The organism is Streptomyces sp. STAM6 (assembly GCF_054963715.1).
In genome coordinates this window covers 12,723-27,089 of record NZ_JBUEFZ010000037.1, presented here as the reverse complement: position 1 = coordinate 27,089, position 14,367 = coordinate 12,723, and the positions used below count along the sequence as shown (strand labels likewise).

The 14,367-nt window shown below is 68.2% G+C and carries 11 protein-coding genes; all 11 read left to right on the top strand.

Annotated elements, in window-relative coordinates:
* Positions 1–250 precede the first annotated feature (250 nt).
* The 11 genes from typA to ACY34K_RS29035 all read left to right on the top strand — a co-directional run bounded on the left by typA (position 251) and on the right by ACY34K_RS29035 (position 14,186).
* Positions 251–2,158: a translational GTPase TypA gene (gene typA / locus ACY34K_RS29085; RefSeq protein ID WP_462752426.1), complete on the top strand. Its 1,908-nt coding sequence runs from the start codon at positions 251–253 to the stop codon at positions 2,156–2,158.
* A 446-nt stretch (positions 2,159–2,604) separates the two neighbouring features.
* Complete coding sequence (locus tag ACY34K_RS29080; RefSeq protein WP_462752373.1) at positions 2,605–4,224, top strand: peptide ABC transporter substrate-binding protein; 1,620 nt, start codon at positions 2,605–2,607, stop codon at positions 4,222–4,224.
* Between the two features lie 175 nt (positions 4,225–4,399).
* Complete coding sequence (locus ACY34K_RS29075) at positions 4,400–5,323, top strand: ABC transporter permease (RefSeq protein ID WP_462752371.1); 924 nt, start codon at positions 4,400–4,402, stop codon at positions 5,321–5,323.
* Positions 5,316–6,266, top strand: a complete 951-nt coding sequence (locus ACY34K_RS29070) for an ABC transporter permease (protein WP_462752369.1) — start codon at positions 5,316–5,318, stop codon at positions 6,264–6,266. Before ACY34K_RS29075 ends, ACY34K_RS29070 begins: the two co-directional genes overlap by 8 nt.
* Positions 6,267–6,277: 11 nt before the next feature.
* A complete protein-coding gene (locus ACY34K_RS29065; RefSeq protein ID WP_462752367.1) occupies positions 6,278–7,333 on the top strand; it encodes an ABC transporter ATP-binding protein in 1,056 nt (351 codons plus the stop codon).
* On the top strand, positions 7,326–8,486 hold the full coding sequence (locus tag ACY34K_RS29060; protein ID WP_462752365.1) for an ABC transporter ATP-binding protein: 1,161 nt from the start codon (positions 7,326–7,328) through the stop codon (positions 8,484–8,486). Before ACY34K_RS29065 ends, ACY34K_RS29060 begins: the two co-directional genes overlap by 8 nt.
* Before the next feature lie 171 nt (positions 8,487–8,657).
* Positions 8,658–10,274, top strand: coding sequence for a peptide ABC transporter substrate-binding protein (locus tag ACY34K_RS29055; protein WP_462752363.1), 1,617 nt, complete (start codon positions 8,658–8,660; stop codon positions 10,272–10,274).
* Between the two features lie 16 nt (positions 10,275–10,290).
* Complete coding sequence (locus ACY34K_RS29050; RefSeq protein WP_462752361.1) at positions 10,291–11,214, top strand: ABC transporter permease; 924 nt, start codon at positions 10,291–10,293, stop codon at positions 11,212–11,214.
* Positions 11,207–12,181 (top strand): ABC transporter permease, encoded by a 975-nt coding sequence (locus tag ACY34K_RS29045; RefSeq protein WP_462752359.1) that lies wholly within the window; start codon positions 11,207–11,209, stop codon positions 12,179–12,181. Before ACY34K_RS29050 ends, ACY34K_RS29045 begins: the two co-directional genes overlap by 8 nt.
* Before the next feature lie 6 nt (positions 12,182–12,187).
* Positions 12,188–13,171, top strand: coding sequence for an ABC transporter ATP-binding protein (locus tag ACY34K_RS29040; RefSeq protein WP_462752357.1), 984 nt, complete (start codon positions 12,188–12,190; stop codon positions 13,169–13,171).
* Complete coding sequence (locus tag ACY34K_RS29035) at positions 13,155–14,186, top strand: ABC transporter ATP-binding protein (protein ID WP_462752355.1); 1,032 nt, start codon at positions 13,155–13,157, stop codon at positions 14,184–14,186. Before ACY34K_RS29040 ends, ACY34K_RS29035 begins: the two co-directional genes overlap by 17 nt.
* The last annotated feature ends 181 nt before the right edge of the window (positions 14,187–14,367 follow it).

Here is a 14,367-nt window from a genome sequence, read left to right as displayed (position 1 = left end):
ACCTCAGAATCAGCTCAAGTTGCTTGCCCGCCGGACACTCCGGCGGGCAAGCTCGCGTGCGGACCATGACCCGGGCCCACACGCACCCCCAGTGCATTTACACACCTGTTCGATCTTCTCCGGACGGGCCGGGAGGCCCCGTGCGCGGCAGCCCCGTACCATGGACGTCAGCCGTGGCGCGTCCGCCCGGCGGGCGTACGAGGAACAAAGAGACGCCGCACCCACGATCCGAGAGAAGCGCAAGCCACTCATGCCCACGCGCCACGACATCCGTAACGTAGCCATCGTCGCCCACGTCGACCACGGCAAGACGACCATCGTCGACGCCATGCTCAAGCAGGCGGGTGCCTTCGCCGCGCACCAGCTCGACTCCGTCGACGACCGCGTCATGGACTCGAACGACCTGGAGCGTGAGAAGGGCATCACGATCCTCGCCAAGAACACGGCGGTGAAGTACCACCCCAAGGACGGCGGGGCCCCGATCACCATCAACATCATCGACACCCCCGGCCACGCCGACTTCGGCGGCGAGGTCGAGCGCGGCCTGTCGATGGTGGACGGCGTGGTGCTGCTCGTGGACGCCTCCGAGGGCCCGCTGCCGCAGACCCGCTTCGTCCTCCGCAAGGCGCTCCAGCGCCGGATGCCGGTCATCCTGTGCATCAACAAGACGGACCGCCCGGACTCCCGGATCGACGAGGTCGTCAACGAGACCTACGACCTCTTCCTGGACCTGGACGCGGACGAGGAGCAGATCGAGTTCCCGATCGTCTACGCCTGCGGGCGTGACGGCATCGCGTCGCTGACCAAGCCGGAGGACGGCACGGTCCCGGCCGACTCCACCAACCTGGAGCCCTTCTTCTCCACGATCCTGGAGCACATCCCGGCCCCGGTGTACGACGAGGAGGCCCCGCTCCAGGCCCACGTCACCAACCTGGACGCCGACAACTTCCTCGGCCGTATCGCGCTGCTCCGCGTCGAGCAGGGCGAGCTGCGCAAGGGCCAGACCGTCGCGTGGATCAAGCGGGACGGCACCACCGCCAACGTGCGCATCAGCGAGCTGATGATGACCGAGGCGCTCACCCGCAAGCCGGCCGAGGTGGCGGGCCCCGGTGACATCTGCGCCGTCGCCGGTATCCCGGACATCATGATCGGCGAGACGCTGGCCGACCCGGAGAACCCGATCGCGCTCCCGCTGATCACGGTCGACGAGCCGGCGATCTCCATGGTCATCGGTACGAACACCTCGCCGCTGGTCGGCCGGGGTGCCACCGGCAAGGGCGCGGACAACAAGGCGGCCGTCAAGGACCGCAAGGTCACCGCCCGCCAGGTGAAGGACCGCCTGGACCGCGAGCTGATCGGTAACGTCTCGCTGCGCGTCATGGACACCGAGCGCCCCGACGCCTGGGAGGTGCAGGGCCGCGGTGAGCTGGCGCTGGCCATCCTGGTCGAGCAGATGCGCCGCGAGGGCTTCGAGCTGACCATCGGCAAGCCGCAGGTGGTCACCAAGGAGATCGACGGCAAGGTCCACGAGCCGGTCGAGCGTATGACCATCGACGTGCCCGAGGAGCACATGGGCGCCGTCACGCAGCTCATGGGCGTCCGCAAGGGCCGCATGGACAACATGTCCAACCACGGCTCCGGCTGGGTGCGCATGGAGTTCGTCGTGCCGTCCCGCGGCCTCATCGGGTTCCGTACCGAGTTCCTGACGCAGACGCGCGGCACGGGCATCGCCCACTCCATCCACGAGGGCCACGAGCCGTGGTTCGGCGCGCTCCAGACCCGCAACAACGGCTCGCTCGTCGCCGACCGCTCCGGCGCGGTCACCGCCTTCGCGATGACGAACCTGCAGGAGCGAGGCGTCCTCTTCGTGGAGCCGGGAACCGAGGTGTACGAGGGCATGATCGTCGGCGAGAACTCCCGCTCCGACGACATGGACGTCAACATCACCAAGGAGAAGAAGCTCACGAACATGCGGTCGTCCTCGGCCGACTCGTTCGAGGCGATCGTCCCGCCGCGCAAGCTCTCGCTGGAGCAGTCCCTGGAGTTCTGCCGCGACGACGAGTGCGTCGAGGTGACGCCGGAGGCCGTCCGTATCCGCAAGGTGAACCTGGACCAGCGCGAGCGCGCCCGTGCCGCCTCGCGCGCCAAGCACGGCTGACGACCCGCCACATCCAGTACTGTCGACGGCCGCCGGGGTCTCCCCGGCGGCCGTCGCCGTGCCCGCGCGCACCCGCGCCGGCCATGACGGTGCAATGACCGTTCGTCAAACCGATTCCTCTCCCGAAGCGTCCGGATATCGACCGTCGCTCTCCGGAACATGTGTTAACGGTCCGTTTCGCGGGTGTCTGTCTGTGCTCGCTTTGTCCGGATTTCGGTCTTCGGCCCCTTGGTGATGTTGCCAAAACGAGACCCTTTAAGTGTGGTTTACGGCCCGGACGTACTTAATAGTTGGCTCCATTGAGCTCGGGTCAATGGGTCACGCGCTGTGGGGAGCGCCGACTCACGAGCACACTCGGGGCACTTGGGTCTTCGTCGTCAGGGGTGTCGGCGAACCCAGAGGAGTGCCCTTCTTGTAGTGACAAGTGGACTCATGAGGAGGAACCCATGCGCGGTGCCAAGAGCGCCAAGTGGGTCGCGGGCGCGATAGTCGTCGCCCTGGCAGCCACCGCTTGCGGCGGAGGCGGCAGTGAAGGCAAGGGCGGCGGCGACCGCCAGATCGTGATGGAGCTCGGCGAGCCCCAGCACGGCCTGATCCCGTCGAACACGTACGAGTCCGAGGGCTCCGAGGTTCTGAACGCCCTGTTCACCGGCCTCGTCAAGTACGACGAGAAGAACGAGGCCCAGCTCGACCTGGCCGCGTCGATCGAGACCAAGGACAGCAAGGTCTGGACGATCAAGCTGAAGGACGGCTACACGTTCCACAACGGTGAGGCCGTCACCGCGCAGTCCTTCGCCGACGCCTGGAACTACGGCGCGAACCAGAACAACGCGCAGGAGACGAACCCGCTCTTCGCGAAGATCGACGGGTACGCCGACCTGAACCCGGGCAAGGACAAGAAGCCCGCCACGGACAAGATGAAGGGCCTGAAGGTCGTCGACGAGAAGACCCTCGAGGTCACTCTGGCGGCCCCGTTCAGCTCCTTCAAGACGATGCTGGGCTTCAACGCCTTCTTCCCGCTGCCGAAGGCGTTCTTCAAGGACCCCAAGGGCTTCGAGACCGCGCCCATCGGCAACGGCATGTTCAAGATGGACGGCAAGTTCGTCCACAACCAGCAGATCAAGACGGTCGCTTACGACAAGCACCCCGAGGCCTCCCAGCTGAAGATCTCGGGCGTCACCTTCAAGATCTACAACAACCAGGACACGGCCTACCGTGACCTCCTCGGCGGCCGCGTCGACATCATGGACACCGTTCCGCTGTCCGCGATGCCCACCGTCGCCAAGGACCTGAAGGACCGCTACATCCAGGGCACGGACTCCGGCGTCGGTTACATCGGCTTCCCGTTCAAGTACAACAAGGCCTTCGAGAAGCCGGAGATCCGCAAGGCGATCTCCCAGGCGATCGACCGCAAGGCGATCACCGAGAAGATCTTCGTCAACACCCGTACGCCGGCGGACGACTTCATCAACCCGCTGGTTCCGGGCTACCGCAAGGGCGCCTGCGGCGCGACCTGCAACTTCGACCCGGTCGCGGCGAAGAAGGCGTTCGACGCCGCCGGCGGTCTGCCGGGCAACAAGCTGGAGCTCGGCTACAACGCCGACGGCGGCCACAAGGACTGGATCGAGGCCGTCGCCGCCCAGCTCGAGAAGAACCTCGGCATCGACGTCACCCCGAAGCCGTTCGAGCAGTTCCAGACCATCCTGAACGACCTGGGTGACAAGAAGTACAGCGGCGCGTTCCGCCTGGCCTGGTCGATGGACTACCCGGCGGCCGAGAACTACCTGCGCCCGGTCTTCTCCGAAGAGGGCATCGAGCACGGCTCGAACTACTCGGGTTACATCAACCCGCAGGTCGAGAAGCTGCTCGACGACGCGGACAAGGCGACCACCGAGGATGCGGCGATCAAGGCCTACCAGCAGGCCGACGACATCATCCTGAAGGACATGCCGTACATCCCGGTGTACTTCTACAAGCTGAACGCCGGCATCAGCAAGAACGTCAAGCCGGGCGTGCGGATCGACAACATGACCCAGGTGGACTGGACCACGGTCAACCCCGCCTGACGGTATGAAGGTTCCCGCGGCGGTCCGTGAGACCGTACGGGAAGCCTGACAGCAGTGGGGGTGACGGGGACCTGCTCCGTCACCCCCCTTCTGCCGTCTCCTTGTCGATTACCCCTCACCCGGACGGGCCGCCGCCGGCGTGCCCCTCCCGGTTATCCGTACAACTGGAGACCTGATGGGTCGTTATGTGATCAGGCGTCTTCTGCAGGCGATACCCGTACTGCTCGGCGCGACATTTCTTCTGTACTGCCTTGTCTTCCTGCTGCCCGGTGACCCCATCCAGGCACTGGCGGGAGAGAAGCGGGCGGACCCCGGCATCGCAGAGATCCTGCGTGAGCAGTACCACCTGAATGACCCCCTGTACCAGCGCTACTGGTACTACATCTCGGGCCTGTTCACCGGTGACTTCGGAACGGACTTCACCGGCCGCAACGTCTCCGAGATCATGGGCGAGGCCTTCCCGGTGACGCTCAACCTGGCCGGCATCGCCTTCGCCATCGAGGCCGTCGTCGGTCTCGTCGCGGGTGTCTTCGCCGCCCTCGGCCGCGGCAAGTTCCTCGACAACGTCGTTCTCATCGCGACCCTGCTCCTGGTCTCCGTCCCGGCGTTCGTGCTCGGCAACGTCCTGCAGCTGATGTTCGGCGTGAAGTGGGAGATCGCGCCCATCAGTTACGACGCCGAGGACATCACCACCCTGATCCTCCCGGGCCTCGTGCTGGCCTCGGCCTCACTGGCGTACATCACGCGCCTCACCCGGACCAGCGTGATCGAGACGCTCCGTGCCGACTACGTCCGCACCGCCACCGCCAAGGGCCTCAGCCGCAGCCGGGTCATCGTCCGGCACGCGCTGCGCAACGCGCTGATCCCGATCGTCACCTTCCTCGGTGTCGACCTCGGCGCCCTCATGGGCGGCGCGATCATCACCGAGCGCATCTTCAACATCCCGGGTATCGGCGGCACGCTCTACCAGGCCGTGTATCTGCGCCAGGGGACCGTGGTCGTGGGCATCGTCACCACGCTCGTCCTCGTCTACATCGCCGCCAACCTGATCGTGGACCTGCTCTACGCCGTGCTCGACCCGAGGATCCGCTATGCCTGAGAACACCTCCACCACCATCGAGGAGAGCGCGGCCGCCCCGCAGACCGCGCCCGGCAGCGACAAGGGCACCAAGAAGGCCAAGCCGGAGCGCGTCGCCAGCATGTGGAGCGACGCCCGGCGCGACCTGATGCGCAACTGGGTCTTCCTGATCTCCGCGTTCATGATCGTGTTCCTGCTGGTCATGGCCGTCTTCCCGTCGCTGTTCACCAGCGGCGACCCGTACGCCAAGGGCTTCTGCGACCTCGCCAACTCGGTCGTGCCGCCCAGCGGCTCGCACTGGTTCGGCTATGACGTGCAGGGCTGCGACATCTACACGCGGACCATCTACGGCACGCGCAACTCGATCATCGTGGGTGTGCTCACCTCGGTGCTCACCTCGCTCGTCGGCTGTGCGCTCGGCATGATCGCCGGTCTGCGCGGCGGCTGGATCGACTCCCTGGTCTCCCGCTTCACCGAGATCTGGTTCGCCATCCCCACCATGCTCGGTGGCCTGCTCGTCCTCGCGATGCTCGGCACCGGCAACGTCATCACCGTCTCGCTGATCATGGCCGTGCTCGGCTGGCCGCAGCTGTTCCGCATCATGCGGGGCTCGGTGATCACCAACAAGCAGAACGACTACGTCATGGCCGCCCGCGCGCTCGGTGCCGGCGGCCGGCGTATCGCCATGCGCCACATCCTGCCGAACGCGCTCGCCCCGGTGATCGTGGTCACCACGATCAACCTCGGCGTCTACATCGCGGCCGAGGCGGCGTTCTCGTACCTCGGCATCGGTGTGCAGTCCCCGAACATCTCCTGGGGGCTGATGATCAGTGACGGCCAGGACCGCTTCCTGAGCTCCCCGCACATGGTGCTCTTCCCGTCGCTGTTCCTGAGCATCACGGTCCTCGCGTTCATCATGCTCGGCGAAGCAGTCCGCGACGCCCTCGACCCCAAGCTGCGCTAGGAGGGCGTACGTTGACCATCATCGACAAGACCAGTGGCATCCCCGCCCCGCGCGGGGAGAAGAGCAGCACCCCGCTGCTCGAAGTGCGCGACCTGCACGTGGAGTTCCACACCCGTGAGGGCGTCGCCAAGGCGATCAACGGTGTCAGCTACAGCGTCGACGCGGGCGAGACCCTCGCCGTGCTCGGCGAGTCCGGCTCCGGCAAGTCGGTCACCGCTCAGGCCATCATGGGCATCCTCGACATGCCCCCCGGCCGGATCCCCAAGGGCGAGATCCTGTTCCACGGCGAGGACATGCTCAAGATGTCCGCCGAGGAGCGCCGCAAGATCCGCGGCCGCCGTATCGCGATGATCTTCCAGGACGCGCTGTCCGCGCTGAACCCCGTGCTGACCGTCGGCTACCAGCTCGGCGAGATGTACCGGGTGCACCTGGGGCTGTCCCGCAAGGAGTCCAAGGCCAAGGCCATCGAGCTGATGGACCGGGTGAAGATCCCGGCGGCCGCCGCCCGGGTCAACGACTACCCGCACCAGTTCTCCGGCGGTATGCGCCAGCGCATCATGATCGCCATGGCGATGGCGCTGGAGCCGGACCTGATCATCGCCGACGAGCCGACCACCGCGCTCGACGTCACGGTCCAGGCCCAGGTCATGGACCTGCTCGCGGAGCTCCAGCGCGAGGAGAACATGGGCCTGATCCTCATCACCCACGACCTGGGTGTGGTCGCCGACGTCGCCGACAAGATCGCGGTGATGTACGCGGGCCGGATCGTGGAGAACGCCCCGATCCACGAGCTGTACAAGCGTCCCGCGCACCCGTACACCAGGGGCCTGCTCGACTCGATCCCGCGTCTGGACCTGAAGGGTCAGGAGCTCTACGCGATCAAGGGTCTGCCGCCCAACCTGCTGAAGATCCCGTCGGGCTGTGCCTTCAACCCGCGCTGCCCCAAGGCGGACGACATCTGCCGCACGGAGATCCCGGTCCTCGCCCCGGTGACGGAGCAGGACGGCACCGAACTGCCGGGCCGCGGCAGCGCGTGCCACTTCTGGAAGGAGACGATCCATGGCTGAGCTCAAGAAGACCGACGCCACCGCGTCGGACGCCGTGGACGCGACCCCCAACGTCACTGCGGTCGAGACGGTCGACGCCGCGACCGAGGCCGCGGCCGTCGAGGCGATCGAGGCACCGGTCGAGCGCGGCGAGCCGATCCTCCAGGTGCGCAACCTGGTCAAGCACTTCCCGCTGACCCAGGGCATCCTCTTCAAGAAGCAGATCGGCGCCGTCAAGGCCGTGGACGGGGTCTCCTTCGACCTCTACCAGGGCGAGACGCTCGGCATCGTCGGTGAGTCCGGCTGTGGCAAGTCCACCGTCGCCAAGCTGCTGATGATGCTGGAGACGGCGACGGCCGGCGAGGTGTTCTTCAAGGGCCAGGACATCACCAAGCTGTCGGGCCGTGCGCTGAAGGCCGTGCGCCGCAACATCCAGATGGTGTTCCAGGACCCGTACACCTCGCTGAACCCGCGGATGACGGTCGGCGACATCATCGGCGAGCCCTTCGAGATCCACCCCGAGGTGGCTCCCAAGGGCGACCGGCGCCGCAAGGTGCAGGAGCTGCTCGATGTGGTCGGTCTGAACCCCGAGTACATCAACCGCTACCCGCACCAGTTCTCGGGCGGTCAGCGCCAGCGCATCGGCATCGCCCGCGGCCTGGCGCTCAACCCCGAGATCATCATCTGCGACGAGCCGGTGTCGGCGCTGGACGTGTCCGTCCAGGCGCAGGTCGTCAACCTGATGGAGCGGCTGCAGGACGAGTTCAACCTGTCCTACATCTTCATCGCCCACGACCTGTCCATCGTCCGGCACATCTCCGACCGGGTCGGCGTCATGTACCTCGGCAAGATGGCCGAGATCGGTACGGACATCCAGATCTACGACCACCCGACGCACCCCTACACCCAGGCGCTGCTGTCGGCGGTCCCGGTGCCCGACCCGGAGGCCCGTGAGGGCCGCGAGCGGATCATCCTCTCCGGTGACGTCCCCTCGCCGGCGAACCCGCCGTCCGGCTGCCGCTTCCGCACCCGGTGCTGGAAGGCGGAGGACAAGTGCGCCGACGAGGTCCCGCTGCTGGCGATCCCGGAGCGCTTCCGGGGCAGCGACAGCCCGGCCGCCCACGAGTCGGCGTGCCACTTCGCCGAGGAGAAGGACGTCGTCCACGCGGCGTAACCCTGGTGAGTGACCGGGAGGGCGCCTCCGGCCGTAAGGCCGGGGGCGCCCTCGCGCATGCGGGTGGTGCCGCGCCCGGACGGGCGGGTACAGCGTGCGCCGGTGCCCCTTATGGGGTGGTATGTGGGCCTAGGGTCGCGAGACCGAGGAGCACGACCACGGGAGGCACCCATGCGCGCAGCCACGCCCATCCGGTCGGCCGCGTGCGCCGTGGCCGTCGCTCTCGCCGCGACCGCCTGCGGCGGTGGTCCGGCCGGCGGTGCCGAAGGCATCATCAGCTCCTCGTGGGGCGATCCGCAGAACCCCATCGAGCCGGCCAACACCAATGAGGTGCAGGGCGGCAAGGTCCTCGACATGCTCTTCCGCGGCATCAAGCGCTACGACCCGCACACCGGCGAGGCCCAGAACATGGTGGCCGAGCGGATCGAGACCACCGATGCGAAGAACTTCACCATCACCCTCAAGGACGGCTGGACCTTCAGCAACGGCGAGCCGGTCACCGCCCGCTCCTTCGTCGACGCCTGGAACTACGGCGCCCACCTCGACAACAAGCAGCAGAACGCGCCCTTCTTCGCCGACATCGCCGGCTACGACGACGTCCACCCCGCCTCCGGCGCCCCCCGAGCCAAGACCATGAGCGGTCTGGTGGTCAAGGACGACCGCACCTTCACCGTCGCCCTGAAGGACACCTTCTCCAGCTGGCCCGAGACGCTCGGCTACCAGGCGTTCATGCCGCTGCCCCGCTCCTTCTTCACCGACCACGCGGGCTGGCTGGACAAGCCCGTGGGCAACGGCCCGTACACCGTGGAGTCGTACCAGAAGGGCAGCGGCATGAAGCTGCGCCGCTGGGACGGGTACGCGGGCCCCGACAAGGCCAAGAACGGCGGCGTCGACCTCAACGTCTACACCGACAACAACACCGCCTACACCGACCTGATGGCCGGCAACCTCGACCTCGTCGACGACGTGCCCGCGCAAGCGCTGAAGAACGTCCGCAACGACCTCGGCGACCGCTACATCAACCAGCCCGCCCTGATCATCCAGACCCTGGTCTTCCCCCTCTACCGCCCCGAGTGGTCCAAGCCGGGCATGGACAAGGTCCGCCGCGGCCTGTCCATGGCCATCAACCGCAACGAGATCACCAAGCAGATCTACCAGGACACCCGCACGCCCGCGCGGGACTGGACCTCACCGGCGCTCGGCGGCGACGGCGGCTTCCGGGAACTGTGCGGCGACGCCTGCGTCTACGACCCCGCCCGGGCCAAGGCGCTCATCGAAGAGGGGGGCGGGCTGCCCGGCGGCAAGCTGACCCTCACCTCCAACGTGGACACCGGCTCCCACCGCGCATGGATGGACGCGGTCTGCAACAGCGTCAACAACGCGCTCGGCAAGGGAGCCGTCTGCACCGTCAACCCCATCGGCACCTTCGCCGACTTCCGCAACCAGCAGACCGGGTTCAAGCTCGAAGGCCCCTTCCGCTCCGGCTGGCAGGCCGACTACCCGCTCATCCAGAACTTCCTGCAGCCGCTGTACTACACCGGCGGTTCCTCCAACTACGGCAAGTTCAGCGACAAGCGCTTCGACGGCCTCGTCGACCAGGCCAACCGCCAGGCCGACCGGCCCGCCGCCGTCCGGGACTTCCAGTCCGCCGAGCAGATCCTCGCCGACCAGATGCCCGCCATCCCGCTCTGGTACCAGAACGGCAGCGCCGGTTTCTCCGAACGCATCGAAGGCGTGACCCTCAACCAGTTCAGCGTCCCGGTCTACCACGAGATCACCGTCTCCTGACCCCCTGGAGCACCCCATGGGACGCTATGTGATCCGGCGGCTGCTCCAGATGATCCCGGTGTTCATCGGCAGCACGTTCCTGATCTTCTTCATGGTCTACGCGCTCGGCGACCCGGTCGCGGCGCTCTTCGGCGACAAGGCGCCCGACCCCGCCACCGCCGCCCGCATCCGCAGGGACCTCCACCTCGACCAGCCCCTGTGGGCCCAGTACCTGCACTACATGGGGCAGATCTTCCAGGGCGACTTCGGAACCGCGTTCAACGGCCGGCCCGTCACCGAACTGATGGCGAGCGCCTTCCCCGTCACCCTGCGCCTGACCCTCGTCGCCGTCGTCATCGAGGTCGTCGTCGGCATCACCTTCGGCGTCATCAGCGGCCTCAAGCGCGGCCGCCCCCTCGACACCGGGCTGCTCGTCCTCACCCTCGTCGTCATCTCCGTCCCCACCTTCGTCTCCGGCTACCTCCTGCAGTACCTCTTCGGCGTGCAGTGGGGCCTGGTGCGCCCCTCCGTCTCCTCCGAGGCCCGGATCGACGAGCTGATCCTGCCCGGCGTCGTCCTCGCGCTCGTCTCCCTCGCCTACGTCACCCGGCTCACCCGCACCTCCATCGCCGAGAACGGCCGCGCCGACTACGTCCGCACCGCCGTCGCCAAGGGGCTGCCGCGCCGCCGCGTCGTCACCCGGCACATCCTGCGCAACTCGCTCATCCCGGTCGTCACCTTCATCGGCGCCGACATCGGCGCGCTGATGGGCGGTGCCATCGTCACCGAACGGATCTTCAACATCCATGGCGTGGGCTACCAGCTCTATCAGGGCATCCTGCGCAACAACGCGCCCACGGTCGTCGGCTTCGTGACGATCCTCGTCATCGTCTTCCTGCTGGCCAACCTGCTCGTCGACCTGCTGTACGCGGTCCTGGACCCGAGGATCCGTTATGCCTGAGCCGTCCGACCCGTACACCGCCCCGCGCGAGGCGATCGCCCCCACCGGCGCGGGCGGCGCCATGGACCTCGCCATCAGCGAGGCCGAGGCGCTCGGCGCGGGCGCCGTGGCCGACGGCCGCAGGCCGCGCAGCCTGTGGAGCGACGCCTGGCACCAGCTCCGCCGCAACCCCGTCTTCCTCGTCTCCGCGCTGCTGATCGCCTTCCTCGTCCTCATCGCGGTGTGGCCCCAACTCCTGGCGAGCGGCGACCCGCTGCGGTGCGACCTGTCCAAGTCGCAGGCCGGGCCCGCCCCCGGCCACCCCTTCGGCTACGACACCCAGGGCTGCGACGTCTACACCCGCACCGTGTACGGCGCCCGGGCCTCCATCACCGTGGGCGTCTGCGCCACCCTCGGCGCGGCCCTGCTCGGCAGCCTGCTCGGCGGCCTCGCGGGCTTCTTCGGCGGCTGGTGGGACGCCCTGCTGTCGCGGGTCGCCGACGTGTTCTTCGGCATCCCCATCATCCTGGGCGGCCTGGTCTTCCTCTCCGTCGTCACCAGCTCCACCGTGTGGCCCGTGGTCGGCTTCATCGCGCTGCTGGGCTGGCCCCAGGTCGCCCGCATCGCCCGCGGGGCCGTCGTCACCGCCAAGGAACACGACTACGTGCAGGCCGCCCGGGCACTCGGCGCCGGCGGCGGGCGCACCCTGCTGCGCCACGTCGCGCCCAACGCCGTCGCGCCCGTCATCGTGGTCGCCACCATCGCGCTCGGCACCTACATCGCCCTGGAGGCCACCCTGTCCTTCCTCGGCGTCGGGTTGCGCCCGCCCACCGTCTCCTGGGGCATCGACATCTCCAACGCCGCCCCCCAGATCCGCAACGCCCCCCACATGCTGCTGTGGCCGGCCGGCGCCCTGAGCGTCACCGTGCTGGCCTTCATCATGCTCGGCGACGCGGTGCGCGACGCCCTCGACCCCAAACTCCGGTAGGCGCCCATGCTCCTCGAAGTCAGCGACCTGCACGTCGAGTTCCGCACCCGCGACGGCATCGCGCACGCCGTCAACGGCGTGTCGTACGCGGTCGACGCGGGCGAGACGCTCGCCGTGCTCGGCGAGTCGGGCTCCGGCAAGTCCGTCACCGCCCAGGCGGTCATGGGCATCCTCGACACCCCGCCGGGCCGTATCGGCGGCGGACGGATCCTGTTCAAGGGCCGCGACCTGCTCACGCTCAAGGAGGACGCCCGGCGCAGGATCCGCGGCGCCGAGATGGCGATGGTCTTCCAGGACGCGCTCTCCGCCCTCAACCCGGTGCTCACCGTCGGCGACCAGCTCGCGGAGATGTTCATCGTCCACCGCGGCATGCCCAAGAAGGACGCCCGCGCCCGGGCGGTCGAGCTGATGGACCTCGTCCGCATCCCCGCCGCCCGCGAACGCGCCGGCCAGTACCCGCACCAGTTCTCCGGCGGTATGCGCCAGCGCATCATGATCGCCATGGCGATGGCGCTGGAGCCGGACCTGATCATCGCCGACGAGCCGACCACCGCGCTCGACGTCACCGTCCAGGCCCAGGTCATGGACCTGCTCGCGGAGCTCCAGCGCGAGCGGAACATGGGCCTGATCCTCATCACCCACGACCTGGGTGTGGTCGCCGACGTCGCCGACCGCATCGCCGTCATGTACGCGGGCCGCATCGTCGAGACCGCACCCGTCCGCGACATCTACAAGGCACCCGCCCACCCCTACACGCAGGGCCTGCTCGACTCCATCCCGCGCCTGGACCGCAAGGGCCGCGAGCTGTACGCCATCAAGGGCCTGCCGCCCAGCCTCACCGCCGTCCCGTCCGGCTGCCCCTTCCACCCGCGCTGCCCGCGCGCCCGGGACCGCTGCCGGACCGAGGAGCCCCCGCTGTACGAGGTGTTCCCCGACCGGCACAGCGCCTGCCACTTCTGGAGGGAGACCCTCGATGGAACCCATTCTTGAGGCGCGCGGCCTGGTCAAGCACTACCCGCTCACCCAGGGGATCGTCCTCAGGAGGCAGGTCGGCGCGGTCAAGGCGGTCGACGGCATCGACTTCGCGCTCGGCGCGGGCGAGACGCTCGGCATCGTGGGGGAGTCCGGCTGCGGCAAGTCCACCGTCGCCAGGATGCTCGTCTACCTGGAACGGCCCACGGCCGGGCGGATCCTCTACAAGGGCGAGGACATCACCAGGCTGTCGGGCCGTGCGCTGAAGGCCGTGCGCCGCAACATCCAGATGGTCTTCCAGGACCCGTACACCTCGCTGAACCCGCGGATGACGGTCGGCGACATCATCGGCGAGCCCTTCGAGATCCATCCCGAGGTGGCGCCCCGGGGCGACCGGCGCCGCCGGGTCCAGGAGCTGCTGGAGGTCGTCGGCCTCAACCCCGAGCACATCAACCGCTACCCGCACCAGTTCTCCGGCGGTCAGCGCCAGCGCGTCGGCATCGCCCGCGGGCTCGCCCTGCGCCCCGAGATCATCGTGGCCGACGAGCCTGTCTCGGCGCTCGACGTCTCCGTCCAGGCCCAGGTCGTCAACCTGATGGAGAGACTCCAGGACGAGTTCAACCTGTCCTACGTCTTCATCGCCCACGACCTGTCGATCGTGCGGCACATCTCCGACCGGGTCGCCGTCATGTACCTCGGCAGCATCGTGGAGACCGGCACCGACACCGAGATCTACGACCACCCCACACACCCCTACACCCAGGCCCTCCTCTCGGCGGTCCCCGTGCCCGACCCCGAGGCGCGCGACCAGCGCGACCGCATCCTGCTCTCCGGTGACGTCCCCTCGCCGGCGAACCCGCCGTCCGGCTGCCGCTTCCGCACCCGCTGCTGGAAGGCGCGCGACCGGTGCGCCGCGGAGATCCCCCCGCTCACCGTGCCGGACCAGCTGGCCCACCAGCCCACCCCGGCGCGGCACGACTCGGCGTGTCACTTCGCCGAGGAGAAGCAGGTGGTGCCCGGACAAATCGGCTGATGGGCCCTCAATCGCGTTAACATCGACGACACTTGGCTGACCCGCATCCGATATACGGACGCGTCACGCTGAACACCGTACGGCCGTGCGGGTGCCGTAGGCCGGCCGGGCGGCAACCATGTCGCTCCGGCCGGTCGCCCCCGCAGCCCGCCGCCCCGCCCGGCCCCCGCCCGTGCCTCCC

What these genes read in the sequence shown, in the direction of transcription:
- typA (WP_462752426.1), top strand. Translation starts at nt 251, where the DNA reads ATGCCCACGCGCCACGACATCCGTAACGTAGCCATCGTCGCCCACGTC.
- ACY34K_RS29080 (WP_462752373.1), top strand. Translation starts at nt 2,605, where the DNA reads ATGCGCGGTGCCAAGAGCGCCAAGTGGGTCGCGGGCGCGATAGTCGTC.
- ACY34K_RS29075 (WP_462752371.1), top strand. Translation starts at nt 4,400, where the DNA reads ATGGGTCGTTATGTGATCAGGCGTCTTCTGCAGGCGATACCCGTACTG.
- ACY34K_RS29070 (WP_462752369.1), top strand. Translation starts at nt 5,316, where the DNA reads ATGCCTGAGAACACCTCCACCACCATCGAGGAGAGCGCGGCCGCCCCG.
- ACY34K_RS29060 (WP_462752365.1), top strand. Translation starts at nt 7,326, where the DNA reads ATGGCTGAGCTCAAGAAGACCGACGCCACCGCGTCGGACGCCGTGGAC.
- ACY34K_RS29055 (WP_462752363.1), top strand. Translation starts at nt 8,658, where the DNA reads ATGCGCGCAGCCACGCCCATCCGGTCGGCCGCGTGCGCCGTGGCCGTC.
- ACY34K_RS29050 (WP_462752361.1), top strand. Translation starts at nt 10,291, where the DNA reads ATGGGACGCTATGTGATCCGGCGGCTGCTCCAGATGATCCCGGTGTTC.
- ACY34K_RS29045 (WP_462752359.1), top strand. Translation starts at nt 11,207, where the DNA reads ATGCCTGAGCCGTCCGACCCGTACACCGCCCCGCGCGAGGCGATCGCC.
- ACY34K_RS29040 (WP_462752357.1), top strand. Translation starts at nt 12,188, where the DNA reads ATGCTCCTCGAAGTCAGCGACCTGCACGTCGAGTTCCGCACCCGCGAC.
- ACY34K_RS29035 (WP_462752355.1), top strand. Translation starts at nt 13,155, where the DNA reads ATGGAACCCATTCTTGAGGCGCGCGGCCTGGTCAAGCACTACCCGCTC.